The organism is Streptomyces sp. Tek67B01, from assembly GCF_055231995.1.
The window spans coordinates 1168634-1195367 of sequence record NZ_JBUYUY010000001.1 but is presented as its reverse complement, the minus strand read 5'-3'; the positions used below and the strand labels follow the sequence as shown (position 1 = coordinate 1195367).

Annotated in this window: 24 protein-coding genes and 1 pseudogene; 15 read left to right on the top strand and 10 right to left on the bottom strand. The window is 72.7% G+C overall.

The genetic code is table 11. The features are described 5' to 3' along the window. Positions 1-40: 40 nt before the first annotated feature. Positions 41-1951 carry a family 20 glycosylhydrolase gene (locus tag ACV7NM_RS05510; RefSeq protein WP_463409195.1) on the top strand — a complete coding sequence of 637 codons (1911 nt, stop codon included), beginning with the start codon at positions 41-43 and terminating at the stop codon, positions 1949-1951. A 40-nt stretch (positions 1952-1991) separates the two neighbouring features. Here the strand turns inward: ACV7NM_RS05510 and ACV7NM_RS05505 are convergent, their stop codons facing one another. Both ACV7NM_RS05505 and ACV7NM_RS05500 read right to left on the bottom strand, forming a co-directional pair. Further along, positions 1992-4394, bottom strand: a complete 2403-nt coding sequence (locus tag ACV7NM_RS05505) for an excinuclease ABC subunit UvrA (protein WP_463409194.1) — start codon at positions 4392-4394, stop codon at positions 1992-1994. A gap of 10 nt (positions 4395-4404) precedes the next feature. Beyond that, complete coding sequence (locus ACV7NM_RS05500; protein ID WP_463409193.1) at positions 4405-5445, bottom strand: MsnO8 family LLM class oxidoreductase; 1041 nt, start codon at positions 5443-5445, stop codon at positions 4405-4407. Between the two features lie 67 nt (positions 5446-5512). Here ACV7NM_RS05500 and ACV7NM_RS05495 point away from each other — a divergent pair, with 67 nt between their 5' ends. Continuing rightward, on the top strand, positions 5513-6010 hold the full coding sequence (locus ACV7NM_RS05495; RefSeq protein ID WP_463409192.1) for a phosphatase domain-containing protein: 498 nt from the start codon (positions 5513-5515) through the stop codon (positions 6008-6010). Positions 6011-6129: 119 nt separating this feature from the next. On the opposite strand, the gene ACV7NM_RS05490 is transcribed toward ACV7NM_RS05495, so the two are convergent. Then, a complete protein-coding gene (locus ACV7NM_RS05490) occupies positions 6130-6345 on the bottom strand; it encodes a dodecin (RefSeq protein WP_463409191.1) in 216 nt (71 codons plus the stop codon). 166 nt (positions 6346-6511) lie between these two features. Here ACV7NM_RS05490 and ACV7NM_RS05485 point away from each other — a divergent pair, with 166 nt between their 5' ends. From ACV7NM_RS05485 to ACV7NM_RS05475, 3 genes are all read left to right on the top strand, one after another. Then, positions 6512-7792, top strand: coding sequence for an extracellular solute-binding protein (locus tag ACV7NM_RS05485; RefSeq protein WP_463409190.1), 1281 nt, complete (start codon positions 6512-6514; stop codon positions 7790-7792). Positions 7793-7942: 150 nt separating this feature from the next. Next, entirely contained in the window at positions 7943-8719 is a 777-nt protein-coding gene (locus ACV7NM_RS05480) for a GNAT family N-acetyltransferase (RefSeq protein ID WP_463409189.1), read from the top strand. Then, on the top strand, positions 8716-9657 hold the full coding sequence (locus ACV7NM_RS05475) for a lysophospholipid acyltransferase family protein (protein ID WP_463409188.1): 942 nt from the start codon (positions 8716-8718) through the stop codon (positions 9655-9657). Before ACV7NM_RS05480 ends, ACV7NM_RS05475 begins: the two co-directional genes overlap by 4 nt. On the opposite strand, the gene egtD is transcribed toward ACV7NM_RS05475, so the two are convergent. The 4 genes from egtD to egtA are packed head-to-tail and all read right to left on the bottom strand — an operon-like array spanning position 9540 to position 13874. Continuing rightward, positions 9540-10514: an L-histidine N(alpha)-methyltransferase gene (gene egtD / locus ACV7NM_RS05470; RefSeq protein WP_463409187.1), complete on the bottom strand. Its 975-nt coding sequence runs from the start codon at positions 10512-10514 to the stop codon at positions 9540-9542. The genes ACV7NM_RS05475 and egtD overlap by 118 nt on opposite strands. Further along, a complete protein-coding gene (egtC, locus tag ACV7NM_RS05465; protein WP_463409186.1) occupies positions 10511-11269 on the bottom strand; it encodes an ergothioneine biosynthesis protein EgtC in 759 nt (252 codons plus the stop codon). The genes egtD and egtC overlap by 4 nt, the downstream gene beginning before the upstream one ends. Continuing rightward, a complete protein-coding gene (egtB, locus tag ACV7NM_RS05460; protein ID WP_463409185.1) occupies positions 11269-12585 on the bottom strand; it encodes an ergothioneine biosynthesis protein EgtB in 1317 nt (438 codons plus the stop codon). Before egtB ends, egtC begins: the two co-directional genes overlap by 1 nt. Continuing rightward, positions 12582-13874: an ergothioneine biosynthesis glutamate--cysteine ligase EgtA gene (gene egtA / locus ACV7NM_RS05455; protein ID WP_463409184.1), complete on the bottom strand. Its 1293-nt coding sequence runs from the start codon at positions 13872-13874 to the stop codon at positions 12582-12584. The genes egtB and egtA overlap by 4 nt, the downstream gene beginning before the upstream one ends. Positions 13875-13997: 123 nt before the next feature. Here egtA and ACV7NM_RS05450 point away from each other — a divergent pair, with 123 nt between their 5' ends. Both ACV7NM_RS05450 and ACV7NM_RS05445 read left to right on the top strand, forming a co-directional pair. Continuing rightward, positions 13998-14825, top strand: a complete 828-nt coding sequence (locus ACV7NM_RS05450) for a TIGR02452 family protein (RefSeq protein ID WP_463409183.1) — start codon at positions 13998-14000, stop codon at positions 14823-14825. A gap of 236 nt (positions 14826-15061) precedes the next feature. Beyond that, positions 15062-16207 carry a hypothetical protein gene (locus ACV7NM_RS05445; RefSeq protein ID WP_463409182.1) on the top strand — a complete coding sequence of 382 codons (1146 nt, stop codon included), beginning with the start codon at positions 15062-15064 and terminating at the stop codon, positions 16205-16207. Positions 16208-16301: 94 nt separating this feature from the next. On the opposite strand, the gene ACV7NM_RS05440 is transcribed toward ACV7NM_RS05445, so the two are convergent. Together ACV7NM_RS05440 and ACV7NM_RS05435 are read right to left on the bottom strand one after the other, a co-directional pair. After that, a complete protein-coding gene (locus ACV7NM_RS05440) occupies positions 16302-16784 on the bottom strand; it encodes a type II toxin-antitoxin system PemK/MazF family toxin (protein WP_463409181.1) in 483 nt (160 codons plus the stop codon). An 83-nt stretch (positions 16785-16867) separates the two neighbouring features. Next, complete coding sequence (locus ACV7NM_RS05435) at positions 16868-17323, bottom strand: nuclear transport factor 2 family protein (RefSeq protein ID WP_463413842.1); 456 nt, start codon at positions 17321-17323, stop codon at positions 16868-16870. A 93-nt stretch (positions 17324-17416) separates the two neighbouring features. Between ACV7NM_RS05435 and ACV7NM_RS05430 the strand changes: the two genes are divergently transcribed. Then, positions 17417-17968 carry a PadR family transcriptional regulator gene (locus ACV7NM_RS05430; RefSeq protein WP_463409180.1) on the top strand — a complete coding sequence of 184 codons (552 nt, stop codon included), beginning with the start codon at positions 17417-17419 and terminating at the stop codon, positions 17966-17968. 77 nt (positions 17969-18045) lie between these two features. On the opposite strand, the gene ACV7NM_RS05425 is transcribed toward ACV7NM_RS05430, so the two are convergent. Then, a complete protein-coding gene (locus ACV7NM_RS05425; RefSeq protein ID WP_463413841.1) occupies positions 18046-18558 on the bottom strand; it encodes a DUF6194 family protein in 513 nt (170 codons plus the stop codon). 47 nt (positions 18559-18605) lie between these two features. On the opposite strand from ACV7NM_RS05425, the gene ACV7NM_RS05420 reads away from it, so the two are divergent. The 7 genes and pseudogenes from ACV7NM_RS05420 (at position 18606) to ACV7NM_RS05390 (ending at position 26643) form a co-directional block, all read left to right on the top strand. Beyond that, positions 18606-19334: a MerR family transcriptional regulator gene (locus tag ACV7NM_RS05420; protein WP_463409179.1), complete on the top strand. Its 729-nt coding sequence runs from the start codon at positions 18606-18608 to the stop codon at positions 19332-19334. A gap of 236 nt (positions 19335-19570) precedes the next feature. Beyond that, positions 19571-20646 (top strand): annotated as a pseudogene (locus ACV7NM_RS05415) (LacI family DNA-binding transcriptional regulator). 250 nt (positions 20647-20896) lie between these two features. After that, on the top strand, positions 20897-22096 hold the full coding sequence (locus ACV7NM_RS05410; RefSeq protein WP_463409178.1) for a thiolase family protein: 1200 nt from the start codon (positions 20897-20899) through the stop codon (positions 22094-22096). 220 nt (positions 22097-22316) lie between these two features. Then, on the top strand, positions 22317-23756 hold the full coding sequence (locus tag ACV7NM_RS05405) for an aldehyde dehydrogenase family protein (protein ID WP_463409177.1): 1440 nt from the start codon (positions 22317-22319) through the stop codon (positions 23754-23756). A 122-nt stretch (positions 23757-23878) separates the two neighbouring features. Continuing rightward, on the top strand, positions 23879-24307 hold the full coding sequence (locus ACV7NM_RS05400) for a thioredoxin family protein (protein WP_463413840.1): 429 nt from the start codon (positions 23879-23881) through the stop codon (positions 24305-24307). 39 nt (positions 24308-24346) lie between these two features. After that, positions 24347-25777, top strand: a complete 1431-nt coding sequence (locus ACV7NM_RS05395; protein WP_463409176.1) for a dihydrolipoyl dehydrogenase family protein — start codon at positions 24347-24349, stop codon at positions 25775-25777. A 101-nt stretch (positions 25778-25878) separates the two neighbouring features. Next, entirely contained in the window at positions 25879-26643 is a 765-nt protein-coding gene (locus ACV7NM_RS05390) for a metallophosphoesterase (protein WP_463409175.1), read from the top strand. Positions 26644-26734 lie beyond the last annotated feature (91 nt).

Here is a 26734-nt window from a genome sequence, read left to right as displayed (position 1 = left end):
CACCCTTCCGCTCTGCGGCCACCGCCCGCTGGAGGCAGCCATGCGTCTGCTCAGGTTCCTGATCGCCGCCGCCTGCGCGGTCTTCGCGCTGACCGTTCCCAGCGCCCCCGCCCACGCCGCCCATGCCGCCAGAGCGGCCGCCGCGGCGCCGCAGACGGTGCCGGCCCTGCGGCAGTGGACGGCCGGCGCCGGCGCGTACACCTTCACCGCCGCCACCCGCATCGCGGTCGACCCCGCCTACGCGGACCGGCTCTCCGACGAGGCGGCCACCTTCGCGGAAGACCTGGGCGCGGCGGCCGGCCGCGGCGTGGCCGTGGTCACCGCGGTACCGGCCCCCGGCGACATCGGGTTCACCCTCGGCGACCCCGCACTGCCCGCCGAGGGCTACCGGCTGACCGTCGCGGCCTCCCTCACCGTCTCCGCCGCCACCGCCACCGGCGTCTTCAACGGCACCCGCAGCATCCTGCAACTCCTCCACCGGTCCGCGTCGGTGCCGGCCGGAACCGCGGTCGACTGGCCCACCAAGGCGGAGCGCGGGCTCATGGTCGACCAGGGACGGAAGTTCTTCACCGTCGACTGGCTGAAGCAACACATCAAGGAACTGGCCTACCTCAAGCTCAACACCTTCCACTTCCACCTCTCCGACACCTTCGGCTTCCGGCTGGAAAGCGCCACGCACCCGGAGATCGTCTCCACCGACCACTACACCAAGCAGGACATCGCCGACCTGGTCGCCCTCGGCCGCAGGTACCACGTCACCATCGTCCCGGAGATGGACACGCCCGGACACATGAACGCGGTGTTGGCCGCGCACCCCGAACTCCGCCTCAAGAGCAGCTCCGGCACCCTCAGCCCCGACTTCATCGACCTCTCCCTGCCCGCCTCGTACACGCTGCTCAAGGACCTGCTCGACGAGTACCTGCCCCTGTTCCCCGGGCCGTACTGGCACATCGGCGCGGACGAGTACGTCACCGACTACACCAAGTACCCCCAACTCCTCGATTACGCCCACGCCCATTACGGCGCGAACGCCACCGCCAAGGACACCTACTACGGGTTCGTCAACTGGGCCGACGCCCAGGTCCGCGCGGGCGGCAAGACCACCCGCATGTGGAACGACGGAATCAAGTCCGGCGACGGAACGCTCAGCCCGAACGCAGCCATCGTCGTCGAGTACTGGTACACCTACGGCCTCACCCCGCAGCAGTTGGCCGCCGCCGGGCACACCGTGGCCAACGAGTCCTGGACGCCCACCTATTACGTGCTCGGCGGCGCCAAACCGGACACCAAGTGGATGTACGAGACCTGGACCGCGGACCGCTTCGAGGGCGGCGGCAGCCTCTCCGACCCCGCGAGGAACCCCGGCTCGCTGCTGCACGTCTGGTGCGACAACCCCACCGCCGAGAGCGAGGACCAGATCGCGGCGGGCATCATGTACCCGCTGCGCGCACTGGCCCAGCAGACCTGGGGATCACCGAAGCCGGTGGCGACGTACGCCGCCTTCACCCCTATCGTGGCCGCCGTGGGTCACAACCCCGCCTGGCCGGGCCCCGCCCAGCCGGGCAACCTGGCCCTGGGCCGCCCGACGACCGCCTCCAGTACCGAGACGGCGAACTTCCCCGCGGCCTCCGCGACCGACGGCGATCGCGCCACCCGCTGGTCCAGCGCGTACGCCGACCCCCAGTGGCTCCAGGTCGACCTCGGTGCCGTCCGTCGCGTCGACCGCGTGGTCCTGCGCTGGGAGGCGGCGTACGGGAAGTCCTTCCGCGTCCAGCTCTCCGACGACGCCACCACCTGGCGCACCGTCTACTCCACGACCGCCGGCGCGGGCGCCGTCCAGGACCTGACCGGCCTGACCGGCTCGGGCCGCTACGTCCGCGTGTACGGCACCCGGCGCGGTACGACGTACGGCTACTCGCTCTACGAGTTCGAGGTGTACGGCTCCCCGTGAGCGGCGCCCGCAGCCTCGTCGGGACGGCCACTCCCGCCGGCTACTCGCCGGCGCGTCCCAGGGCCCGCGCCAGATGGCGCGCCGTGACGCCGGCCGGTGTGCGGGCCACCTCCGCGGGGGTGCCGGCCGCGACCACGAGGCCGCCGTCCGCCCCACCGCCCGGCCCCAGGTCGATCACCCAGTCCGCCCCCGCGACGACCTCCATGTCGTGCTCCACGACCACCACCGAATGTCCGGCGTCCACCAGGCCGTGCAACTGCCGCAGCAGCACCCGTACATCGGCCGGATGCAAGCCCGTCGTCGGCTCGTCCAGCAGGTACAGCGTGTGGTCGCGGCGCAGCCTCTGCAGTTCCGTCGCCAGCTTGATCCGCTGCGCCTCACCACCCGACAACTGCGTCGCCGGCTGGCCCAACCGCAGGTAGCCCAGCCCGATCTCCTCCAGTGCGCGCAGGCTGCGCGCCGCCGCCGGTACCCGTGCGAAGAAGGCCGACGCCGAGCCCACGGTCAGGTCCAGCACCTCCGCGATGGTCAGCCCCTCGTACCGCACCTCCAGGGTCTCGGCGTTGTACCGCGCGCCCCCGCACTCCGGGCAGGGGGCGTACGTGCTGGGCAGGAACAGCAGCTCCACCGACACGAAGCCCTCGCCCTGACAGGTCTCGCAGCGGCCGCCCGGCACGTTGAAGGAGAACCGTCCCGCCTTCCAGCCGCGCTCCCGCGCCTGCGGCGACGCGGTGAAGAGCCTGCGCACCACGTCGAACAACCCCGTGTAGGTGGCCAGGTTGGAGCGCGGGGTGCGACCGATCGGCTTCTGGTCCACCTCCACCAGCCGCCGCACCGGGAACCGATCGTCCGCGAGCCGCTCCCGGACCTCCCCGGCCAGCGCCTGACCCACCAACGTCGACTTCCCGGACCCGGACACACCCGTGACGGCCGTGAACACGCCCAGCGGGAACTCCGCGTCCACGCCCCGCAGGTTGTGCCGTTCGACCCCGCTCAGCCGCACCGCCCCCGTCGCGGTTCGCGCCGCGCGGGCCGGGTCCGGCCCGTCCATCCGGAACAGGTGGCGGGCGGTCGCCGACCGGGCCACGGCGGCCAGCGCCGCCGGCGGCCCGCTGTGCAGCACCCGCCCGCCGTGCTCCCCGGCCAGCGGCCCCACGTCCACCAGCCAGTCCGCGTGCCGCACCACTTCCAAGTCGTGCTCCACCACGAACACCGTGTTCCCGGCCGCCTTGAGCCGGTCCAGTACGCCGAGCAGCGCCTCGGTGTCGGCCGGGTGCAGCCCAGCCGACGGTTCGTCCAGTACGTACACCACCCCGAAGAGGCCCGACCGCAGCTGCGTCGCCAGCCGGAGCCGCTGCAACTCGCCCGCCGACAGGGTCGGCGCGGGGCGGTCCAGGCTCAGATAGCCGAGCCCCAGCTCGGTGATCGGTCCGATCCGCGCCCGCAGGTCCTCGATGAGCACCCGCGCCGCCTCACCTTCCACGGGCGTGGAGGCCAGTACGTCGTCCAGGGCGGTCAGCGCCAGCGACGCCAGCTCGGCGATCGTCCGCCCGGCGAAGGTCACCGCGAGTGCCTCGGGCCGCAGTCTGCGGCCCTCGCAGCGCGGGCACGGCGAGTCGGTGAGGAACTTCTCGGCGCGGGCGCGCAGCGTGGCGCTCTTGCTGTCGGCGAAGGTCCGCATCACATAACGATGGGCGCTCATGTACGTGCCCTGATAGGGGCGTTGGATGCGGTCGGCGTCCCTCACCGGATGCACGGTGACCACCGGCTGTTCCTCGGTGAAGAGCATCCATTCGCGGTCCTTCGCCGGCAGGTCCCGCCAGGGCGCGTCCACGTCGTGGCCGAGCGCCTCCAGGATGTCGCGCAGGTTCTTGCCCTGCCAGGCGCCGGGCCAGGCCGCGATGGCTCCCTGGCGGATCGACAGGTCCGGGTCCGGCACGAGGAGTTCCTCGCTGGTGCGGTGGACACGGCCGATTCCGTGACAGGAGGGGCAGGCTCCGGCTGCGGTGTTGGGGGAGAAGGAGTCGGAGTCGAGCCGCTCGGCGCCGGGGGGATGGGCGCCGGCCCGGGAGTACAGCATCCGAAGCGAGTTGGACAGCATCGTCACCGTCCCGACCGAGGACCGGGAACCGGGCGAGGAACGCCGCTGTTCCAGGGAGACCGCGGGCGGCAGTCCCGTGACGGAGTCCACCTTCGGGGCGCCGATCTGGTGGATCAGCCGCCGGGCGTACGGGGCCACGGACTCGAAGTACCGGCGCTGCGCCTCGGCGTAGAGCGTGCCGAAGGCGAGGGAACTCTTGCCGGAGCCCGAGACGCCGGTGAAGACGGTGAGCGCGTCGCGCGGGATGTCCACGTCGACGCCGCGCAGGTTGTGCTCCCGGGCCCCCCGCACCCGTACGTACGGGTCGTGGGCTTCGGTCTCGGCTGCGGTGTGCGGGTGCATTCACCCCAGTTTAAGCGGTGTCGTCGCGAGCGCCCGGTCCCGCCGTTCCCGCCTCCGCCCCTTCGAGGCCGGCGGCGCGGGCCAGCCCGGCGAGCGAGTCCAGCAGGGCCGCGCGGTCGTAGGTGGACGTCGTCACCATCAGCTCGTCGGCGCCCAACGCGCCGGTGACCTCGGTCAGCTCCGCCGCGACCTGCTCCTCGGTGCCGTGGACGTGGCCTTGGAGCGCGCCCTCGTACAGCTCGCGCTCCTTCGGGGTCATCTCCAGGGCCTCGATCTCCTCGGCCGGGCGCAGAGGCGGGAAGGACCCCCGGGTGCGGGAGTACGCCAGGGACCACGCCTCCGGAAGCAGGATCCGCCGGGCGGCCTCCTCGGTGGCCGCGACCGCCACCGTCCCGGAGACCACCACGTACGGCCGCGCGCCCCAAGGGGAGGGCCGGAACTCCTCTCGGTACGTCGCCACGGCCCGCGCGACCCGGTCGCGGGCCCGCAGGTCGCCCACGACCACCGGCAGCCCGGCCCGGGCCGCGATCCGCGCGCCCTCGCCGGTGGCCAGTACGTACGCCGGGACCCGCGACCCCTCCGCCGGGCGGGCGTGCACCTCGGGGTGGGCCCGCTGGGTGCCGTCGAACCAGCCCAGCAGCTCGGCGAGCTGTTCCTCGAACCGGTCTGCGTCCTCGGTGTCACGGCCCAGGGCCCGGCGGATCCCGTCGGTGAAGCCGACCGAACGCCCCAGGCCCATGTCGATGCGCCCGGGGAACAGGGCCTCGAGCACCCCGAACTGTTCCGCGACGACGATCGGCCGGTGGTTGGGCAGCATGACCCCACCGGTGCCGACGCGTATCCGCCGGGTGGCGGCGGCCACGGCGGCGGCCAGCACGGTGGGCGCGGAGCCCGCCACGCCCGGCACGCTGTGGTGCTCGGACACCCAGAAGCGGTGGTAGCCGAGCCGCTCGGCCTCGCGGGCGAGTTCCACGGTGTCCCGCAGGGCCTGCGGGGCGGGGTGCCCCAGGCGCGTGCGGGACCGGTCGAGTATCGAGATTCTCGGGATCACACACCTCTTCAACGCCGGGGGGCCGTCGGGATTCCCGAAGCCGCGAGGGGCCCTCTACGCTTCCCCCATGTCCCGTGAGAGCGCCGGTCGCCGGCCCCTGGCCGTCTTCGACATCGACAACACCCTGTCCGACACCGACCACCGCCAGCACTTCCTGGAGCGCCGTCCGCGCGACTGGGACGGTTTCTTCGGCGCCGCCCCGGCCGATCCGCCGCTCGCGCGCGGGGTGGCCCTGGCGGTGGAGAGCGCGGCCGACTGCGAGGTGGTCTACCTGACCGGGCGGCCGGAGCGTTGCCGGGCGGACACCGTGGAGTGGCTGGCGCGGCACGGGCTGCCGGAGGGCCGGTTGTGGATGCGCGGCGATCGGGACCGGCGCCCCGCCCGGGCGACCAAGCTGGAGGTGCTCGGCCGGATCGCCCGGGGCAGGGAGGTGCGGATGCTCGTGGACGACGACGAACTCGTCTGCCAGGCCGCCCGGGAGGCCGGCTTCCGCGTGGTGCTCGCCGACTGGGCGGCGGACGCGCCGGAACTCACCACCGCCCAGGAGACCGAAGGCCGCACCTGACGTACCGTCGGACACGGCCGCGCCGACGTGGCGCGGCGAGCGCCCCTGACGTACCGCCGGCCGGGTGTACCGCCGTCCGTGGGCGCCCGGCAAGCCACGGACGGCGTGCACCCGGCCCGTCAGTCCTCGTCGTCGAGCCGGAAACCCACCTTCAAGCCCACCTGATAGTGGGCGACCTCGCCGTTCTCGATGTGCCCGCGCACCTGCGTCACCTCGAACCAGTCCAGGTTGCGCAGCTTCGCGCCCGCTCGCGAGATCCCGTTGCGGATGGCCTGATCGATGCCCTCGTGGGAGGTGCCGACGATTTCGGTCACCCGGTACGTGTGGTGGGACATGGGCGTCTCCCGACAGTGGTCGCTGTTGCCTGGTTCCACGGTGCCCCAGTAAGTCCACTCCCGCGAACTTTGCGGGAAGAGTCCCGAGGCGGAAGGTCTTGACCAGCCCATTGGTCCATGCCAATTTTCAAGCCATCTGAGATCCGTCCCCAGAAGGTGACTTTCCGTGAAGATGCGCTTCCTCGCCCTGTGCACCGCCCTCGCGGCCACGACCGCCCTCTCCGGTTGCGCCGGATCGGCCGGATCGGGGGCCGGACCCGAAAAGGTGACGCTGTGGCTGATGAAGGGAAGCGCCTCGGACACGTTCATCGGCAAGTTCACCGCCGACTTCGAGAAGGAACACCCCGACATCGACCTCGTCGTCAAGATCCAGGAATGGACGGGCGTCGTCGACAAGGTCAACGCCGTCCTCCAGGGCAAGAGCAAGGAGAGCGCCGACGTCATCGAGGTCGGCAACACCCAGGTCGCCCAGTACGTGGAGACCGGGGGCCTGAGCGAACTGACCCTGGAAGGGCTGCGCGCCTGGGGCAGCAACGACTGGCTGCGGGGCCTGTCCGACCCCGGCAGCGTCGACGGAGCCCAGTACGGGGTCCCCTGGTACGCGGCCAACCGCGTGGTCATCTACAACAAGGACCTCTTCGCGGCCGCCGGCATCAAGAGCGCGCCCAAGAGCCGTCAGGAATGGCTCGCGACCACCCAGAGGCTCGACAAGGGGGACACGGCCGACAACGGCGGCCGGCAGGGCATCTACCTGCCCGGCCAGAACTGGTACGTCCTCGCGGGGTTCATCTGGGACGAGGGCGGCGACCTCGCCGTGGAGAACAGCGGCGAATGGTCCGGCGCCCTCGACGAGGACAAGGCCCTGTCCGCCATGGACTTCTACAAGCAGCTCCAAGGCCTCGGCGACGGCCCCAAGGACGCGGACGAGGAAACGCCCCCGCAGTCCCAGGTCTTCGCCCGGGGCCAGGTCGCCCAGATCATCGCGCCGCCCGGTCAGGCCCGGGAGATCGAGGCGGCCAACCCGGCGCTCAAGGGGAAGCTCGGCTTCTTCCCCATCCCCGGCAAGACCACCGAGAAGCCCGGAGCCGTCTTCACTGGCGGCTCCGACCTGATCATCCCGCAGAAGACCGGGCGGCGCCCCCAGGCCGTCGACGTGATCACCGCCCTGGTCAGCGAGAAGTGGCAGACCGAACTCGCCACCACCATGAGCTACGTGCCCAACAAGACCACCCTCGCCCATGTCGTCGAGGGTGACGCGGGAGCCGCCGCCATGGCCACCGGCGCCGCCCAGGGCCGGGCCACCCCGAACTCCGCGCACTGGGCCGACGTCGAGGCCAAGAACCCGATCAAGCCGTTCATGACGGCGGTCCTCACCGGCCAGGACCCCAAGCGGGCGGCGACGACCGCGTCCGACGCGATCGGCAAGATCCTCAACACCCGGCGCTGAGGCCGCCACGCCGTCCGGGCGCCGAGTTCAGCGTCCGCACATCCCGCCGCCGCTGAGCGGTCATGTCGAATCCAGCCGGTCACGGAAGAAGTAAGGGAGCCAGGTCGCCGACCTGCCGGCCCGGCCACCGTGCCCGGATCAGGAGCAGCCATGACCATCGCCCCCCTGTCCCCGTCCCCCCTCGCACCCCCCACCACCACCCCCCGGTACGCCGTGCGGCTCGCCCGCGACGAGGACGAGGTACGCGCCGCCCAGCGGCTGCGCCACCTCGTCTTCGCCGGGGAGCTCGGCGCCCGCCTGGACGGCCCCGAGCCCGGCCTCGACGCCGACGCCTTCGACGCGTACTGCGACCACCTCCTGGTGGTGGACGAGAACACCGGACAGGTCGTCGGCACCTACCGGCTGCTCCCGCCGGAGCGCGCCGCGATCGCCGGCCGCCTCTACTCCGAGGGCGAATTCGACCTCACCTCGCTGGACCCCATCCGGCCCGACCTCGTCGAAGTGGGCCGCTCCTGCGTCCACCCCGACCACCGCAACGGCGCGGTCATCGCCCTCATCTGGGCCGGACTCGCCCGCTACATGGACCGCTCCGGCCACAACTGGCTCGCCGGATGCTGCTCGATCCCGCTGGCCGACGGCGGGCTCCTGGCCGCCGCCACCCGTGCGAGCGTCCTGACCCGCAACCTCGCGCCCGAGGAGTACCGGGTCACCCCCCACCTCCCCTGGAGCCCCGAAGGCATCACCGCCCCCGACCGCACGGAACTGCCCCCGCTGCTGCGCGGCTACCTGCGCCTGGGCGCGTGGGTGTGCGGCGAGCCCGCCCTCGACGCCGGGTTCGGCTGCGCCGACCTGTACGTCCTGCTCTCGCTGCGCCGGACCAACCCCCGCTACCTCAACCACTTCCTCTCGCTCGCCCCGGGCGCATGAGCGTCTGGCTGCCCACCGCGCCCTGCACGCCCGAAGCCTGCGCGGCCCACGAGGGACGGCGGGCGGGCATCCCGCACGCGGTGGCGCGGCTCGCCTGCGCCGCCGCCCTGACCCTGCTCGCGGTGCTGACCGCCCCGCCGGTCCGGCTCCTGCCGGGGCGCCTGCGCCACGCCCTGGTCCGGGCATGGGCGACGGCACTGCTGGGGGCCCTGGGGATACGGATCACCGTGCACGGCAGCCCCGGGCCCGACGGCGGTCGCCTGGTCGTCGCCAACCACATCTCATGGGTGGACATCCCGCTCGTGGCCGCCGTGCTGCCCTGCCGGATGCTGGCCAAGAGCGAGATCGGCGCCTGGCCCGTACTGGGCCGCCTCGCCGCCCGGGCCGGCACCCTGTTCATCGAACGCGACCGGATAAGGGCCCTGCCCCACACCGTCGACACGCTCACCCGGTCCCTACTCGCCGGGGACCGGGTCACAGTCTTCCCGGAGGGCTCGACCTGGTGCGGGCGCGCCCAAGGACCCTTCCGACGGGCCGCGTTCCAGGCGGCGCTCGACGCGCGGGTCCCCGTACAACCGGTGCGGCTCGCCTACCGGCTAGCGGCCGACGGGGCCCTCGCCGCGGCGCCCGCCTTCGTCGGGGACGATCCGCTGACCGCCTCCCTGTGGCGGATCGCCCGGGCCCGGGGGATCCGCGCCGAGGTGCGGCTGCTGCCGCGCATCCCGCCGGGCCGGCACCCGGACCGGCGGGACCTCGCGCGGGCCGCTCAGGAAGCCGTCCGCGGCGACACCGGGCAGCCGACGCTCCCCGGCATCCCGACTCAGCCCTCCAAGCCGTCGACCACCGACAAGGACAGCGCGAACCGGCCCTCCGCGTCCGTCCACCACCGCGTGAGCTCCAGCCCGGCGGCGGCCAACTCGCGCCGCACGCCCTCCTGACGGAACTTCGCGGAAATCTCCGTCAGGATCTCCTCACCCGACTCGAAGGGCACCACCAGATCCAGGGCCCGGATCTTCACCAGCACCTCCGACCGGGCCCGCAACCGCATCTCGATCCACTCCTCCTCCCGGTTCCACACCGCCAGGTGCTCGAAGTCGGCGGTGTGGAAATCGGCGCCCAACTCCCGGTCGATCACGGCCAGTACGTTCTTGTTGAACTCCGCAGTCACCCCTTGGGCGTCGTCGTACGCGGCCACCAGGACCTCTTCGTCCTTCACGAGGTCCGTCCCCATCAGCAGCGCGTCACCCGGCGACAGCATCGCCCGTACGGAGGCCAGGAACGCGGCGCGCTCCGGCGGCCGCAGGTTCCCGATCGTGCCGCCCAGGAACACCACCAACCGCGGACCGGCCGATTCCGGCAGGCGCAGCGGCTGTGTGAAGTCCGCCAGCAGGGCGTGCACCCGCAGCGCCGGATGCGCGGCCAACAAGATCTGCGCGGCGCCCCGCAGGGCGCTCTCGCTGACGTCCACCGGGACGTACGTCTCCAGCGCGGGCAACGCCTCGATCAGGTGCCGAGTCTTCTCCGAGGAGCCGGAACCCAGCTCCACGAGCGTACGGGCGCCCGTCTCCGCGGCGATCTCCCCGGCCCGCCCCAGCAGGATCTCCCGCTCGGCGCGCGTCGGATAGTACTCGGGCAACCGGGTGATCTCCTCGAAGAGCTCACTGCCCCGGGCGTCGTAGAACCACTTGGGGGGCAGTTCCTTCGGCGAGCGGGTCAGGCCGCTCCGCACGTCCGCCCGCAGCGCGGTGTCCGCGGAGTGCTCGTCGAGGGTCCGGGTCAACTGGAAGTCACTCACGACAGGCTCTCCTTGAGCGGGGTCAGATCGACCTGGGTACGGGTGGCGGTCAACAGGGTGCGGTCGGCTACCTCGGTCCAGCGGTCGTCGTCGTCGTACGGCTCGGACGCCACGACCGTGCGCCCGGCCCCCGGATCGGACAGGTACCACAGGGAGTCGCCCCACGCGGTCGCGGCGATCACCGTCCCGTCCGTCAACAGCAGGTTCAGCCGGGAGCCCGGGGAAGCGGCCGCCAGCTCCCGCACCGGCCCCGCGAGAGCCTCGCCGAGATCGTCCCCCTCCCGCAGGCGGCGCAGCACCAGCGCCCAGATCAGCGCCGAATCGGTGCGCGCGGACAGCTGGAGCAGCTCGTGCGGCGGCAGCCCCGCAGCCAGCGGGCCCACCGCGTCCGGCCAGTCGCGTATCGCCCCGTTGTGGCTGAACAGCCAGGGCCCCGACGCGAACGGCGAGGCGGCAGCCTCCCCGTCCGCCCCGGCCAGCGTGGCGTCCCGTACGGCGGCCAACACCGCCGCGCTGCGCACCACCCGGGCCAGGTCCGCGAAGGTCAGATCACCCCAGACCGGCCCGGGGCGCCGGTATCGGGCCGGGACCGGATCGACCCCCGCGTACCAGCCGACCCCGAAGCCGTCGGCGTTGATCGTGCCGTGCCGCTGGCGGCGGGGCGCGTAGGACTGCCGGACCAGGGAGTACTCGGGCTCGCTGAGCAACCGGCCCAGGCACACCGGGGGCCCGACATAAGCGAGATGACGACACATCAGGCGTCACCGCCGCGCGCGGTTCGGAAGCCGGCGAAGATCTGCCGGCGCACCGGCAGGTCCCAGTTGCGGAACGTGCCCCGGCAGGCCACCGGGGCCACGGCGAAGGACCCGCCGCGCAGCACCTTGTGCTCCGGGCCGAAGAACACCTGCGAGTACTCCCGGTACGGGAACGCCCTGAACCCCGGGTAGGGGAGGAAGTCCGAGGCGGTCCACTCCCACACGTCCCCGATCAACTGGCGCACCCCGAGCGGGGACGCGCCGGCCGGGTAGCTGCCCGCCGGGGCGGGGCGCAGGTGGCGCTGGCCCAAGTTGGCGTGGGCGGCCGTCGGATCGGCGTCGCCCCAGGGGTAGCGGGTGGAGCGCCCGGAGCGGGGGTCGTGGCGGGCCGCCTTCTCCCACTCCTCCTCCGTGGGCAGCCGGCGTCCGGCCCAGCGGGCGTAGGCGTCGGCCTCGTACCAACTGACGTGCAGCACGGGCTCGTCGTCCGGCACGGGCTCGATGACGCCGAAGCGGCGGCGCAGCCAGATCCCGCCCTCCCGGTGCCAGAACAAGGGCGCCTCGATGGCGTGCGCACGGATCTGCTCCCAGCCCTCGGGGGCCCACCAGCGGGCGTCCCGGTAGCCGCCGTCGGCCATGAACGCCAGGTAGGCGGCGTTGGTGACCGGAGCCGTGTCGATCCAAAACGGCGCCACGTCCCGGACGTGCGCGGGACGTTCGTTGTCCAGGGACCAGGGTTCGGCGGACGTGCCCATGGTGAACGGCCCGCCCGGGACCAGGACTTCCGCCGTGGGCGGCGGTGGCCCCTGCGGGGGATCGGGGTCCGGAGCGGTCAGCACGGGCGCGCCGTGCCGCAGCTGATGGGTGATCAACATCGTTTCGTCGTGTTGCTGCTCGTGCTGGGCGATCATGCCGAAGGCGAAGCCGTCGTCCAACAGCGGGCTCCCCTCCATGGGGGTGCGCTCCAGCAGGTCGAAGACGCGGCCCCGCACCTCCGCCGCGTACCGGCGTGCCTCTGCGGGCCCCAGCAGCGGCAACTTCGGCCGCTCGGCGCGGGGGTGTTGGAAAGCGTCGTAGAGCGGGTCGATCTCCGGGCGCATGGACTCGCGCCCGTCCACCCGGCGCAGCAGCCAGAGCTCCTCCTGGTTCCCGATGTGCGCGAGGTCCCAGACGAGCGGCGACATCAGCGGGGAGTGCTGCGCGGTGAGGTCTTCGTCGGTCACGGCGTCGGTCAGCGCGGCGGTACGGGCGCGCGCGGCGGTCAGCTCCGCGGCCGCCCGCTCACGCGTGACGGCGGGGCGGGATTCGGTGGTCACGATCGCGTTTCCTTCCCGGCGGGCCGCCGTTCATCCAGATCGTCGGCCGGACAGCGGCCGCGCAGTACGTAGCGCTCGGTGAAGGCGCCGACCGTGTCCCGGACGTGGGAACTCGCGCCCAGTCGCGGCAGTGCCTCCCGGGCCGCCGTGAAGCAGGCGACGGCGGCCGCGCGCAGGTCGGGGTCGGCCGGCCCCACCCGGGCGGCGGTCCGCCACAGCGGATTGCGGGGCGCGCATCGGCCCCCGTAGGCATCGGCCAGCGCCTTCACCACCCGGTAGGCGGTCTCGGTGGCCTCGGGGTCGTCGAACAGCGCGTGCGTGACCGCCACCGGGACCAGCCAGCCGTCCTCGCCCGGCTGGGCGTCGATCATCCGCAGTTCCAGGTGACCGCGCGGCCGGACCGGCGGGAAGAGCGTCGTCAGGTGGTAGTCCAGATCCGCCGGAGTGGGCGGACGAGGACCCCCGGTGCGCACCCAGTCGCGGAACGTCAACCCGCCCGGGACCTCCCACGACGGGTCGGGGGAGCGCACGCACATCACCTCGGTGTCCAGCGCGTGCCGGGTCCAGGCGGCGCGCGGCTCGACGTCCAGCGGCGGGGCGAGCGCCCGACGCGCGTCGATGTCGCTCCAGATACCCTGCCGCGCACACCGCCATCCGGCGTACGGACCCTCGCGCGCCGGGGAGTTGGCGAACGCGGCCACCAGCACCGCGCCCAGCAGGTGCGCCAGCCGCCAGCGCCGGCCGTGCCCGAGCGGGCCGGGCTCCTCCAGACCGGCGTCCACACAGACCTGCACGGAGGCGGAGGCACGCATCATGGCGCGCCCGGCCGGGCCCGTACGGTCGAAGTAGCTCTCCATCGCCCGGTACCGAGGGCTGTCGAGGAGGCGGCGGTAGGGGCGGCGCGGGTCGCGGCCGAGCCCCCGCAGGGCCAGGCCCCGCTCGCGCAGGGCGCCCCGGACGGCCGCCAGGTCGGCCTGGAGCCCGTCGACACAGCCGGTGAGGGAGCCGGCGGGGGCGGAGCTGAGCTCCAGCTGGCCGCCGGGCTCCACGGTGAACCGCGACCGCAGCGGCAGGGCGCCCGCCGCGTCGTGCGCCGCGGTCAGCCGGTCGGCGGCCAGCGGCAGCCAGGGGCGCTCGGCGTCCACCACCAGCCATTCGAGCTCGGCGCCGACCAGACGCGGCGGACCCGTCTTGAAGCAGATGCCGTGGACCAGGTCCTCGGCCTCGGATTCGGTCAGGGGGGAATCGGGAGGGGGCTGGCAGGGCGGAGCGGGTGAGTCCTGGCGCATGACCGGAACCTCATCTCCTGTCGTCGGCCGTCCCTGTCGACGGCTCGGATGTCACCCGTGCCTACCCGCCGCCGCACCGGAAATTCCCTTGCCGCGGCGAGTCCCGCACCGCAGGATCACGCCGTGAGCAGCAGATTGCGTGACATCGCGCGGCACAACTCGGTCATCTTGGCGGCCGGCGGTTACCGGACGCGCTCCGGACGCCAGGTCTCCCTGGCCGCCGCCCTGGCGGAAGCCAAGGCGGGAATCAGAATATATGGACCAAACCAGGTCATTCCAGACGAGGAGCCGGCGGCCGGTTCCGACCGGACGGTCGTCGAGGTCACGGGGGAGAGCAGTACGGTCGCGGCCCGCAGGCTCGCCGGCGCCCCGGACGCGGGCGCCGCCGTGGCAGTCCTCAACTTCGCCTCGGCCCGCAATCCCGGCGGTGGATACGTGCGCGGGGCCAAGGCGCAGGAGGAGGCGCTGTGCCGCGCCTCGGCGCTCTACGAGACGCTGCTGGAGGCGCCGGAGTACTACGAGACGCACCGCGCCGGCCGAAGCACCTTCTACACCGACCGGGTGATTCACTCGCCCGGGGTCCCCGTCTTCCGCGATGACCGGGGCGAACTCCTGGAGGTCCCCTTCCGGGTCGGATTCCTCACCTCCCCCGCGCCGAACGCGGGCACCATCCGCCGCCAGGAACCGGAGCGGGCCCACGAGATCCCGGCCGCCCTCGCCCGGCGGGCCGAACGGGTGCTGGAGGTCGCCGCACTGCACCGCTACCGGCGGCTGGTGCTGGGGGCGTGGGGATGCGGGGTGTTCCGCAACGACCCGGCGGAGGTGGCGGAGGCCTTCCGGGAACTGCTCGCCGGGCGCTTCGAGAACGTATTCGAGCAGGTGGTGTTCGGGATCCTCGACCGTGATTCGGGGCCGCGGGAGGCCTTCGAGCGGGCCTTCGCCGGCTTCTGATCATGCGGCGGGAGAGGGGCGCGCGGCCGTCGGCGTAGAGGGTGACGGGCAGCGGCCACCATTCGTATGAATTTCCGGAGAGTCCGCACGCGGGTACGGAAACACGCCAGGACGCATGGGCTACCCCTGTCACGTCATGACGGCGCCCCTCACTTCCCTCCCACTCCACTCCACCACGGCTGGACGCAGGACGACGGCGCGGGGGCCCGCCTGGGTACCGAGAGGAAGACAAGCGAATGAAGAAGCGTCTCGTGCTCGCCGGATCCGCTGTGGTGGCAAGCCTGGGCCTGGGCGTCGCGGCAGTTCCCGCTGTGGCGCAGCCCCTGACCCTGAACGTGCGGTGCGGTGACGTCGCCGGACTCATCACGGCCGTCAATCAGGCCAACGCCAATCCCGACGGCGGCACGATCTCACTGGCCCACCGCTGTGTCTACCGCTTCACGACCGGCATCAGTTCCAACGCACTGCCGCCCATCACCAGCAGGGTCACCATCAAGGGGAAGGATTCGACCCTGATGCGATCCGCGCCGGTCACCTCCCTCTTCCGGCTGCTGAACGTGGCTCCGACCGGTTACCTGACGTTGCGGGGCGTCGTCGTCAACGGGGGCCGCGTCCTCACGAGCGGCGGCGGCATCAGCAACCAAGGCACGCTGCTGCTGGAGGACAGCACCGTCTCCGGCAACCAGGCCGGCGTGAGCGGCGGTGGCATCTACAACAGCAATGGCCACGTCACCGCCGTCGACAGCAAGATCCTGAACAACATCGCCATCCTCACCCAGGGCGGCGGCCTCTTCAACACCTCGACTGGCAACGCCACCCTGAAGAAGACGACCGTCGCCGGCAACACGGCCAACACCGACGGCGGCGGCATCGAGAACGACGGCACGCTCCGGGTCCAGGACCACAGCGTGTTCACGCACAACGAGGCCCACGAGCACGACGGCGGCGCCATCCACAACGACGGCATCGCGACGATCAGCGACAGCAGGTTCATCGCGAACTGGGCCGCCTTCGACGGTGGCGCCGTCTACAACGCCCCCGGTGCGACGCTGGAGGCCCGCGAGACGGTCTTCGAGCTGAACAAGGCGGGTCGTGACGGCGGCGCGATCAACAACGTGGGCGTGGCCACCCTGGAGCGCAGCAAGGTCGAGAAGAACTCCGCCGGCCGGGACGGCGGTGGCATCAACAACGGGCAGGCGAGCGCGCGCGTACCCGCCACCCGGCTCACGCTCATCCACTCCCTCGTCGCGGAGAACCGGGCGGCGGAGGACGGCGGCGGTATCAACAACGCGCTGAACGCGCTGGTGGAGCTCAGGGAGAGCAAGATCATCCACAACCTGACCACCAACTGCGCCGGCAACATCGCGCACTGCGGCGGCTGACCATAGATCCCATGGGCTCCGACGAACGGCCGGCGGCCCCACCCGGGAGACGGGCGGGGCCGCCGGGCCGCGTGACGCGCCGGCGCCCGCTCGGCTACTGCCAGCCGTAACGCTCCCGCAGTCGGTTCACCACCAGCTGGAACCGGCCCCGGTCCAGCGCGCACGCCTCGCGGCGCATGCCCGACTCGTGCACCCGCAGTACCCGGTCCACATCCACCCAGGACTCCCGCCCCGCACCGTCCCAGGGCCCGGTGCCGATCGGCACCCACTCCCGGTCCTGGTCGTGCCGCTTGCTGGACAGCTGCACCGCGAGCAACGTCTGCCGACCCGCCTCCCGCGCGACCACCAACACCGGCCGATCCTTGCCGCGCCCGTCGTTCTCCTCGAAGGGGACCCAGGTCCAGACGATCTCCCCGGGGTCGGGGTCACCGTCCTTGTCGGGGGCGTACGAGGTCCGCACGGGGCCGATGGCGTACGGATCGGCCTCGGTGGTGGCGGTGAGACCGCCTCGGCCGGGCTGCTCGACCTGGTCCTGGCCGTGGCCGTCGTGGTGATCGTGGTGCGAAAGTGCCGTCATGCGGGTGAGGTTACTGCTTCCCGACCGAGGCGCGGCGCCCACGGCCGGCGTGCCCTACCTGGTGGTCGGGGCCAGGGTGTGCCCTACGCGGTCGGGACCAGGCCGTCGGCCACCAGCCCTTCCAGTACCGCCTCGCCCAGGGCCTGCACGGCGGACTGCGGGCGGACCATCACCGTGATCCCCTCGATGCGCTCGTCCGCGTCGAGGTGGAGCAGATCGATGCCGTGGATCTGCTTCCCCTTCACGGTGGCCCGGAAGACCAGCACCGAGGCGGGGGTTTCAGCGCCTCCGGCGACTTCTGCCGGGGTCGGGGCCGTCTCGGGGGCGCCGGCTTCGGCGGTGCCGTCCAACCGCCCGACGTAGCGGAAGTCCTCGAAGGTGCGCAGGAGTACCCCGAACAGTGCGAGGACCATCGCCTTGCCTTTGAACGGCGCGAACTTCACGGGGCTGTTGAGTCGTACGTCCTCGGTGAACAGTTCCCCCAAGGCGGCCAGGTCGCGGCTGTCGACGGCGGAGCGGAAGCGGTCGGCGGTGGTCATGGGCATCATGGGCACACACACTCCTTTAATTGATTAGTCATTTCCTTGACTATCATGTGGGTGATCCCCTGACCAGAGGAAGGAAACGGTCCGATGGCTTTGCGCCATGCCGTCCTGGCGGCCCTGCTCGACGAGGAGCTGAGCGGATACCAGCTGGCCAAGGCGTTCGACATGGGCGTGGCGAACTTCTGGCACGCGATGCCGCAGCAGGTCTACGCCGAACTGGCCAAACTCGAACAGGACGGCCTGATCGTGGGCCGAGAGGTGGTGCAGGAAACCCGGCCCAACAAGCGCCTGTTCAAGGTCACCGGGGCAGGACTGGACGCACTCGAACGGTTCGCGGAGGCCGCCGGCAAACCCTCGTTCATCCGCGATGACCTTCTGGTCAAGGTCCAGGCCGCCGATCACGTGGACACAGAGACGCTCGTCGCCCAACTCACGGAACGGATCACGTTCGCCGAAGCCAAGATCGAGCTGTTCGACGCCCTCCTGCGCACGATGCGCGGGGACCTCGCGGAGGAGGAATTCCTCCGCCACGGCAACCGCATCGGCCCCTACCTGACCTGCCTGCGCGGCCTGGACTTCGAACGGGCCAACCGTGCCTGGTACGAACGCACGGTGCGGGTCCTGCGCGAGCGGGGGTGAGAGGGCCGGGGTGGGCGGAGTCGGGTGGGGACTTCGGGGGCGGTGTTGTGCAGCGAGGGGCCCACGGCGCCAGATCGCTACGCGCTCCTCCCGTCACGCGTCCGCAGCCCGCCATGGGCCGGGAGGAGCCCGCTGCCGCGCGGCTGGTCGTTCGGCGCGTGCCGCCTCGTGTACCTGTGACGCGCGGCGTCGTGCGCGCAGCGCAGGAGCCCTACGACCGCCTCCGTCGTCCGCTCACCGGGATTGACGACACAGATCCAACCGAGCGCGCCGTACACCGGGTGCGGCAGCACGCGGTCGACGGCCGCGAAGTCGTACGGCCCCTCTCCGGTGAGCTCCCGCAAAGTTGCACGCTCGACCAGCACGTTCACCCTCCAACGCCCCGGTGCATCAAGGTCGGATGCGGTGTCGTCCGGGTAGTCCTTGGTGACGACCGTCCCGTACGGCTGGACGTTCCCGGGCACCTGCCCATCGGGGGCGTAGTAGAAGAACGCATCCCCCCAGGCAACCTCGGGGACGTCGCCGCCCCACTCGGGGACGACAACGAGTGCACCGGCGAAGCCCCGCACGGTCGCGATGATCTGTTCCATACTCATGGTTCAAGCATTACCTTCAAGTGCTCATGTGGGGTTGGCGGATGCGCGAGCGGGAACTTCTGCGAACAGTCGATGTCGCCCGGGAATCCGATTACTCGGTGCAGCAGGTCCGCGATCTGGAGCGGCTCGGCGTCATCCCTCCCGCCGCCCGATCGGACAACGGTTACCGGTCCTACACCCCGCTCCACGTCCGGGCGCTGCGCGCCTACCGGGGACTGGCGGCGGCCGTAGGCCCCGTGGTCGCACGGCGGATGCTCGCGGAGCTGAGAACGCGGCCGATCGCGGAGGCCGCGTCGGCCGTCAACGAGGTACACGTACGGCTCGCGCGGGAACGGGACGAGGCGCTGCGCGCCCAACAGGCACTGCGCGCCATCGCGGCGGAGACGGACGGCACCGACCGCGAGCAGGAGGGTGACGCCATGACGATCACCGAGCTCGCCGCAGCCCTCGGTCTGCGTCCCTCCACCCTCCGGTTCTGGGAGGAGGAAGGGCTCGTCACCCCTGAGCGGGTGACGTCACTGCGGGCACGTCGCTACGGGCTTCCCGCCATCAGGGCGGCCCGGATCGTCGCGGCCCTCCGGGGGGCCGGTTACGGCATTCCCGCAGTCCGGGAGGTCATGGGCTCCCTCCAAGAGATCGGCGGCCCGGAGGAGACCCGGCGCGTCCTGAGCCGACGTCTCGATCAGATCGCCACGCGGACCGTCGCGCTGCTACAGGCCGGCACGGACTTGGCCGCCGTCGTGATGGCCGCCGAGGTATCGAGTACCTAGCGATCTGCGGCGCCATTGGGGCACCCCCTCGCTGCGCTCGGGGCCTCCTTTCGGGGCTCCGCCCCGGACCCCGCGCCTCAAACGCCGGCGGGGCTGGAAATGCCGGCCCCCTCCGGGACCCTCCTGACCGTTCCAGCCCCCGGCACCACCCGACCCCGCCCAGGGGGAACACCGCCCCCAAAACCCCGCCCAACCCAACACCTTGGCCCTTCTAGGCCCACCCCTCCAACGACGCCATGAAACCGAACACCCCATCCGCGGACATCCCCTCGGCGAACGCCCAGTCGGCCAAGGCCCAGTCGGCCAACGCCCCGTCGGCGAACGGTCCGGCCGCGTCCGTGCCGACCAGCGGGGATGTCGCCCGCCTCGCCGGCGTGTCGCGCGCGACGGTCTCGTACGTGCTGAACAACGCCGAGGCCGTACGCATCAGCGAGCCGACCCGCCGCAAGGTCCGCGAAGCCGCCGAGGAGCTCGGCTACGTCCCGCACGCCGCCGCACGCAGCCTGCGCGCCGGGCACACCCGGATCGTGCTGCTGCCGACCTCCCACGTCCCTGCCGGCCCCCTCTACAGCGCCTTCCTCAACCAGCTCCAGTGGGCCCTGCGCCGCCTCGACTACACCGTGGTGCAGTACGGCAGCCTCGGCCTCACCGGGGACGAGGCCGCCCGCGCCTGGGCCGAACTGCGCCCGGTCGCGGTGATCTCGGTGGGCGGGATCGCCCTCTCCGCACGCGATGTCGCCACGCTCAAGCGGGCCGGGGCCCGGCGGTGATGACGCTGGGGTCCGAACGGGTGCCGGGGCCACACGCGTTGGTCATGGACCAGGCGGAAGTCGGCGCCCGGGCCGCTGCCCACCTCGCCGAGCGGGGCCGGCGCCGGATCGGGGTGATCGTCCGGCAGGAGGAGGGGTTGGGACTGTTCTCGGGTGCCCGGCTGGCCGCCCGGTCGGTGGCTTCCGCCCGGGTGGAACCGTTGCCGCTGGCCTTCACCGAGGAGTCGGCGGCGGCGCTCGCGGCCCGCTGGCGGTCGCTGGGGCTGGACGCGGCCTTCGCCTACAACGACGAGTACGCGATGCTCCTGATGCGGGCCCTCCAGGACGCCGGTCTGCGGATACCCGAGGACGTGGTCGTCATGGGCGCCGACGACCTGCTGCTCGGAAGGCTGCTGCGGCACCGGCTCGGCACCGTGCGGATCGAGATGCCCACCGGGGGCCACCTGGCGGCCCTGGTCGACCGTGCGGTGCGGGAGCCCTCCGAGATCACCGAGCGGCGCGAGCTGATGACGGTCGTGGCGGTCCGGCGCGAGTCCACCTGAGCCCTGCACCGTCCCACCCTCCCCACGCCCCGCCTCCCGGAGCGCAGGAAGCGCACGGAGCCGCACGGAGTGCACGAGCACACGGAGGCGCCCCCGAGCCCCCTGCGGCCCCCGCCGGCCGTTGACAGGCGGTGATCGGCGGACGGAGACTGCGGGCGCGCCCCATCCGGGCGTGACCGGCGCCGCACGCCGGCGCCGACACCGGCGCCTGCGCGGCACCGCCCGTACGGATCCGCCCAGGAGAGACCCCATGAGCATCCGCACCGTCCGCGACGTCTACGTCGTCGACGCCGTCCGCACCCCGATCGGCAAGTTCGGCGGGGCGCTCGCCGGCGTCCGCCCGGACGACCTGGCGGCCCACGTGGTGCGCGCGCTGGTGGACCGCACGCCCGACCTCGACCCGGCCCGTATCGACGACGTCGTCTTCGGCGACGCAAACGGCGCGGGCGAGGACAACCGTGACGTCGCGCGCATGGCGGTGCTGCTCGCCGGGCTGCCCGTGTCCGTCCCCGGGGTCACCGTGAACCGGCTCTGCGGGTCCGGCCTGGAAGCCGTGATCCAGGCCGCCCGCGCCATCGCGGTCGGTGACGCCTCCGTCGCCATCGCGGGCGGCGTGGAGTCGATGTCCCGTGCGCCGTGGGTGGTGCAGAAGCCCGAGCGGGCCTTCCCGGCCGGGCACCAGCAGATGTGGTCCACCACCCTGGGGTGGCGGATGACCAACCCCGCCATGCCCGCGGAGTGGACGGGCTCGCTCGGTGAAGGCGCCGAGCTCGTCGCGGACAAGTACGCCGTCACGCGCGAGGCGCAGGACCTGTTCGCCCTGGAAAGCCACCGCAAGGCCGCCGCCGCCTGGGCCGGGGGGCTCTACGACAGCGAGGTCGTCCCGTACGCGGGCGTGGACCTCGTACGGGACGAGTCCATCCGGGAGGGCTCCACGCCGGAGGCCATGGCCCGGCTCAAGCCCGCGTTCCGGACGGACGGCTCCGGCACCGTCACCGCGGGCAACGCCTCACCGCTCAACGACGGGGCCGCGGCCCTGCTGCTGACGGACGAGGCGGGGCTCGCCGCCACCGGTCGGGAGCCGCTGGCCCGCATCAGCGCGAGCGCCGTCACGGGGATCGAGCCGCAGCTGTTCGGGCTCGGCCCGGTGGAAGCCGTCCAGCGGGCACTCGCCAAGGCCGGCCGGGGCCTGGCCGACCTGTCCGTGTTGGAGCTCAACGAGGCCTTCGCCGCGCAGGCGTTGGGGTGTCTGGCGGCCTGGCCGGAGCTGGACCCGGCGGTGGTCAACCCGCGCGGCGGCGCGATCGCGATCGGGCACCCGCTCGGCGCTTCGGGCGCCCGGCTGGCGGGCTCCGTCGCCCACCAGCTCGCGGCGGCGGGCTCCGGTACGGGCATGGCGGCGCTGTGCATCGGCGTCGGGCAGGGCATCGCCCTGGTCCTGGAGCGCTGACCCGCCCCTCGGAGCGCCGGTGCCCTGGACGCCGAGCCTCCCGGGGCGCCGGCGCCCTGGAGTGCCGAGCCGGGCCGCCCGTCGATCATTTCCGGTCAGGGCGGCCCCTCAACTGCCCAATAACTGAACAGAAGTGCCGCCCCGGGTCTGGCACGATGGCGCGTGCTGCCGCCCCCCGCCCCCCGCCCCCGCCCCACCCCAGACCCGGAGGCCCCGCGCCATGCCGCTCCTCGACCCGACGCTCTGGCAGGACGGACCCACCCTGACCGGCGGCACCGCCCCGGTCGTCGAACCCGCCACGGGGCGTACCCTCGCCACCCTCGACCTCGCCGCGCCCGCCGACGTCGCCGAGGCCGCGGTACGCGCCCGGGCCGCACAGTGTGACTGGGCCAGGGCCACCCACCCGGAGCGCGCGGCCGTGCTGCGCCGCGCCGGAGACCTGTTCGCGGCCCACGCCGACGAGTTGCGGGACTGGCTGGTGCGGGAGTCGGGCTCCATACCCGGCAAGGCCGACTTCGAGCTGCACGTCGCCGCGCAGGAGTGCTACGAGGCCGCCGCGCTCGCCTCGCGTCCCACCGGCCAGGTCCTGCCCAGCGAGGCGCCCCGGTTGTCCTTCACCCGCCGGGTGCCGGCCGGGGTGGTGGGGGTCATCGCGCCGTTCAACGCGCCGTTGATCCTGTCGATCCGTTCGGTGGCACCGGCCCTCGCCCTGGGCAACGCGGTGCTCCTCAAGCCCGACCCGCGCACCGCCGTCTGCGGCGGCATCGCCCTCGCCGCCGTGTTCGCCGCGGCGGGGCTCCCGGCGGGGCTGCTGCACGTGCTGCCCGGAGGTTCCGCGACGGGAGCGGCGGTCGTGGCCGATCCCCGCGTGCGGGTGGTGTCGTTCACCGGCTCGACCGCCGCCGGGCGCTCGGTCGGCGAGCTGGCCGGTCGTCATCTCACACGCGCGCACCTTGAGTTGGGCGGCAACTCGGCCCTCGTCGTACTGGAGGACGCCGATGTGGAGGCCGCCGTGGCGCAGGCCTCCTGGGGCTCCTTCTTCCACCAGGGCCAGATCTGCATGACGGCCGGGCGCCACCTGGTGCACGCCTCCCTGTACGACGAGTACGTCGAGCGGCTCGCCGCGCGGGCGGAGGCGCTGGTCGTGGGTGACCCGTACCGCGAGCGGGTGCACCTGGGCCCGCTCATCGACCGGGGCCAGGTGGAGCGGGTCCACGCCCTGGTCGAGGCGAGTGCCGAGCAGGGAGCCAAGGTGGTGGCGGGCGGCAGCCATCGCGACCTGTTCTACCGGCCGACGGTGCTGGCGGGCGTGTCCGACGACTGCCCCGCATACACGGAGGAGGTCTTCGGTCCCGTGGCGCCCGTACGGTCCTTCGCGACGGAGGACGAGGCGGTGGCGCTGGCCTCGGCGGGCCCGTACGGGCTCTCCCTGGGGATCGTCACGCGCGATGCGGCGCACGGGCTCGACCTGGCCGGTCGCATCCCCACCGGCATCGCGCATGTGAACGACCAGACGGTCAACGACGAGGCCGTGGCCCCCTTCGGCGGGGTCGGCGCGTCGGGCACGGGAGCCCGCTTCGGCGGCGAGGCGAACGTGGAGGCCTTCACCGAACTGCGCTGGACCACGCTCCGCTCGACGGCGCCCGCCCACCCGTTCTAGGCCCGTTGCAGGCCGGCTCCTCCGGATCCGGCCGGGGATCGCGGGCGGGTCGCCGCGCGGGCGGAATGCGCGGGGTGGATTGTTCGTTCACGCAGGACAACCGGCTATCAGGAGGCTTGGACATCGTGGCGACAGTCGAGCTCACCAAAGAGAACTTCGACCGGACGGTCAGCGAGAACCCGTTCGTGCTGATCGACTTCTGGGCGGGCTGGTGCCGGCCCTGCCTGCAGTTCGCGCCGGTCTACGAGAAGGTGTCCGAGGCCAACCCGGACCTCCTTTTCGCGAAGGTCGACACCGAGGCGCAGCAGGAGCTGGCCGGTGCCTTCCAGATCACCTCCATCCCGACCCTGATGATCGTCCGAGACCAGGTGGCGATCTTCGCGCAGCCCGGCGCGCTTCCCGAGGCGACGTTGACCGACCTCATCGCGCAGGCCCGCGCCCTGGACATGGACGAGGTCCGGGCGAAGATCGCCCCCTCGGACCGGCCCGAGGGGCCGGGTGGCGGCGGAACGGGCGGCGACCAGGGGACTTCCGGCACGCCGGAGGTGTGAAATTACCCGCCGTGCCCGGCTCGCGGCGAGACTGGCCGGATGACTGAAGCGGTGGAGTACGACGTGGTAGTGCTCGGCGGGGGACCGGCGGGCGAGAACATCGTGGACCGGACCCGGGCCGCCGGGCTCACCACGGCCCTGGTGGAGAGCGAGCTCGTGGGCGGGGAGTGCTCGTACTGGGCCTGCATCCCGAGCAAGGCGCTGCTGCGCCCGGTGCTGGCCCGGGCCGACGCGCGCCGGGTCCCGGGCCTCGCGGCAGCGGTCGAGGGCCCCCTCGACGCGGAGGCGGTGTACGCCCACCGCGACTACTGGACCGGGAACTGGAAGGACGACGGCCAGATCGACTGGCTCGACTCCATCGGCGCCCACGTGTACCGGGGCCACGGCCGGCTCTACGGCGTCCGCAAGGTCGCCGTCACCAGCCCCGAGGGCGAGCACCACGTCCTCACGGCCCGACACGCCGTGGTGGTGGCGACGGGCACCCGGGCCGTGATCCCCCAGCTCCCCGGCATCGCCGGGGCCCGCCCGTGGACCAGCAGGGAGGCGACCTCCGCCCGTCAGGCGCCGGGGCGGCTGCTGATCGTCGGCGGCTCGGTGGTCGCCGCCGAGATGGCCACCGCATGGCAGGCCCTCGGCTCCCGCGTCACCGTCCTCGTACGCGGCTCGGGACTGCTGCCGCGCATGGAGCCGTTCGCCGGGGAACTGGTCGCCCAGGCGCTGCGCGAGGCCGGCGCGGAGATCCGTACGGACGTCGCGGTGGAGGCGGTCGTACGGGACGGGGCGACGGGGCCCGTCACCGTCGTGCTGGAGGGCGGTGAGACCGTGGAGGGCGACGAACTGCTGATGGCGACCGGCCGCGCCCCGCGCACCGACGACATCGGGCTCGACACCGTGGGTCTGGTTCCCGGCGACTGGATCGGTGTCGACGACAGCTGCCGGGTCCCCGGCCACGACTGGCTCTACGCCGTCGGCGACGTCAACCACCGCGCCCTGCTCACCCACCAGGGCAAGTACCAGGCCCGGATCGCCGGCGCCGTCATCGCCGCGCGTGCGGCGGGCCGGGAACCGGCCGACACCGGCCCCTGGGGCGCGCACACCGCGACCGCCGACACCGCCGCCCTCCCGCAGGCGGTGTTCACCGACCCCGAGGCCGCGGCCGTGGGCCTGACGCTGGCCGAGGCGCAGAAGGCCGGCCACCGCGTCCGCGCCGTCGACTACGACCTCGGCAAGGTCTCCGGCGCGGGCCTGTACGCCGACCCGTACCCGGGTCGGGCCCGGATGGTCGTCGACTTGGACCGGGAGGTGCTGCTCGGCGCCACCTTCGTCGGCCCGGGCGCGGCGGAACTCCTGCACGCGGCGACCATCGCCGTCGCGGGCGAGGTACCGATCAGCCGGCTTTGGCACGCGGTGCCGGCGTTCCCGACAGTGAGCGAGATCTGGTTGAGGCTGCTGGAGACGTACCGCGGCTGACGCCGGGGGAGTTCGGGGCCGCCGGTGATCGATTGGCCCTGGAAGGCGTGCGGTGGGGGTCGGTTGAATGTGGGCACCGACGAACGAAGGAGCCACCGTCCGTGATAGTGATCGCCCACCTCAGCGATGTCCACTTCGACGGCGAGGCGCGGGCCACCGACCGCGCCCGCCTGGTCATGGAGTACCTCGACGGCCTGCCGTACGACCTCGACGCGGTGCTCGTGAGCGGTGACACCGCCGACCGCGCCGCCCCCGACGAGTACGAGGTGGCCCGCAAGGTGCTGCGCTCGCGCCACCCGCTGGTCGTGTGTCCCGGCAACCACGACGAGCGGGTCGCCTTCCGGCGGGGACTGCTCGCCGAGACGCGGCCGACCGCGCGACCGGTGGACCGGGTCGTGCGGGGTGACGGCTTCGTCCTGGCGGTGTGCGACTCCTCCGTCCCCGGCGAACACCACGGTTTCCTGGAGGAGTCGACGCTGGAGTGGCTGGACGGGGTACTGGCCGACACCCCGCGCGAGGTGCCCGTCCTGGTGGCCTTCCACCACCCGCCCGTCACCCTGCACATCCCGTACGTGGACGGCATCCGGCAGTTCGGTGAGGAGCGGCTCGCCGCGCTCGCCGAACGGCACCCGCACCTCAAGGCGTTCCTGTGCGGTCACGCCCACACCGGGGCCGTCACGACGTTCGCCGGCCGGCCGCTGCTGGTGGCGCCGGGCGTGGTGTCCACGACACGGCTGCCGTGGGAGGCGCAGAGCGGCCCCGACGAACACGTACACCTCGACGAACCGCCGGTCGTCGCGTTCCACGTACTGGGCGAGGACGGACGGTTGACCACCCATTACCGGGTGGTCGTGGACCGCCGTTGACTTCCGCTCCCGTCCCTAAAGGGACGGGATTCCTACCACGGTCGGCTGACCGTCTCGGTGGGTTCCTGCGTCTGCGCGCTGTGCCGGGACA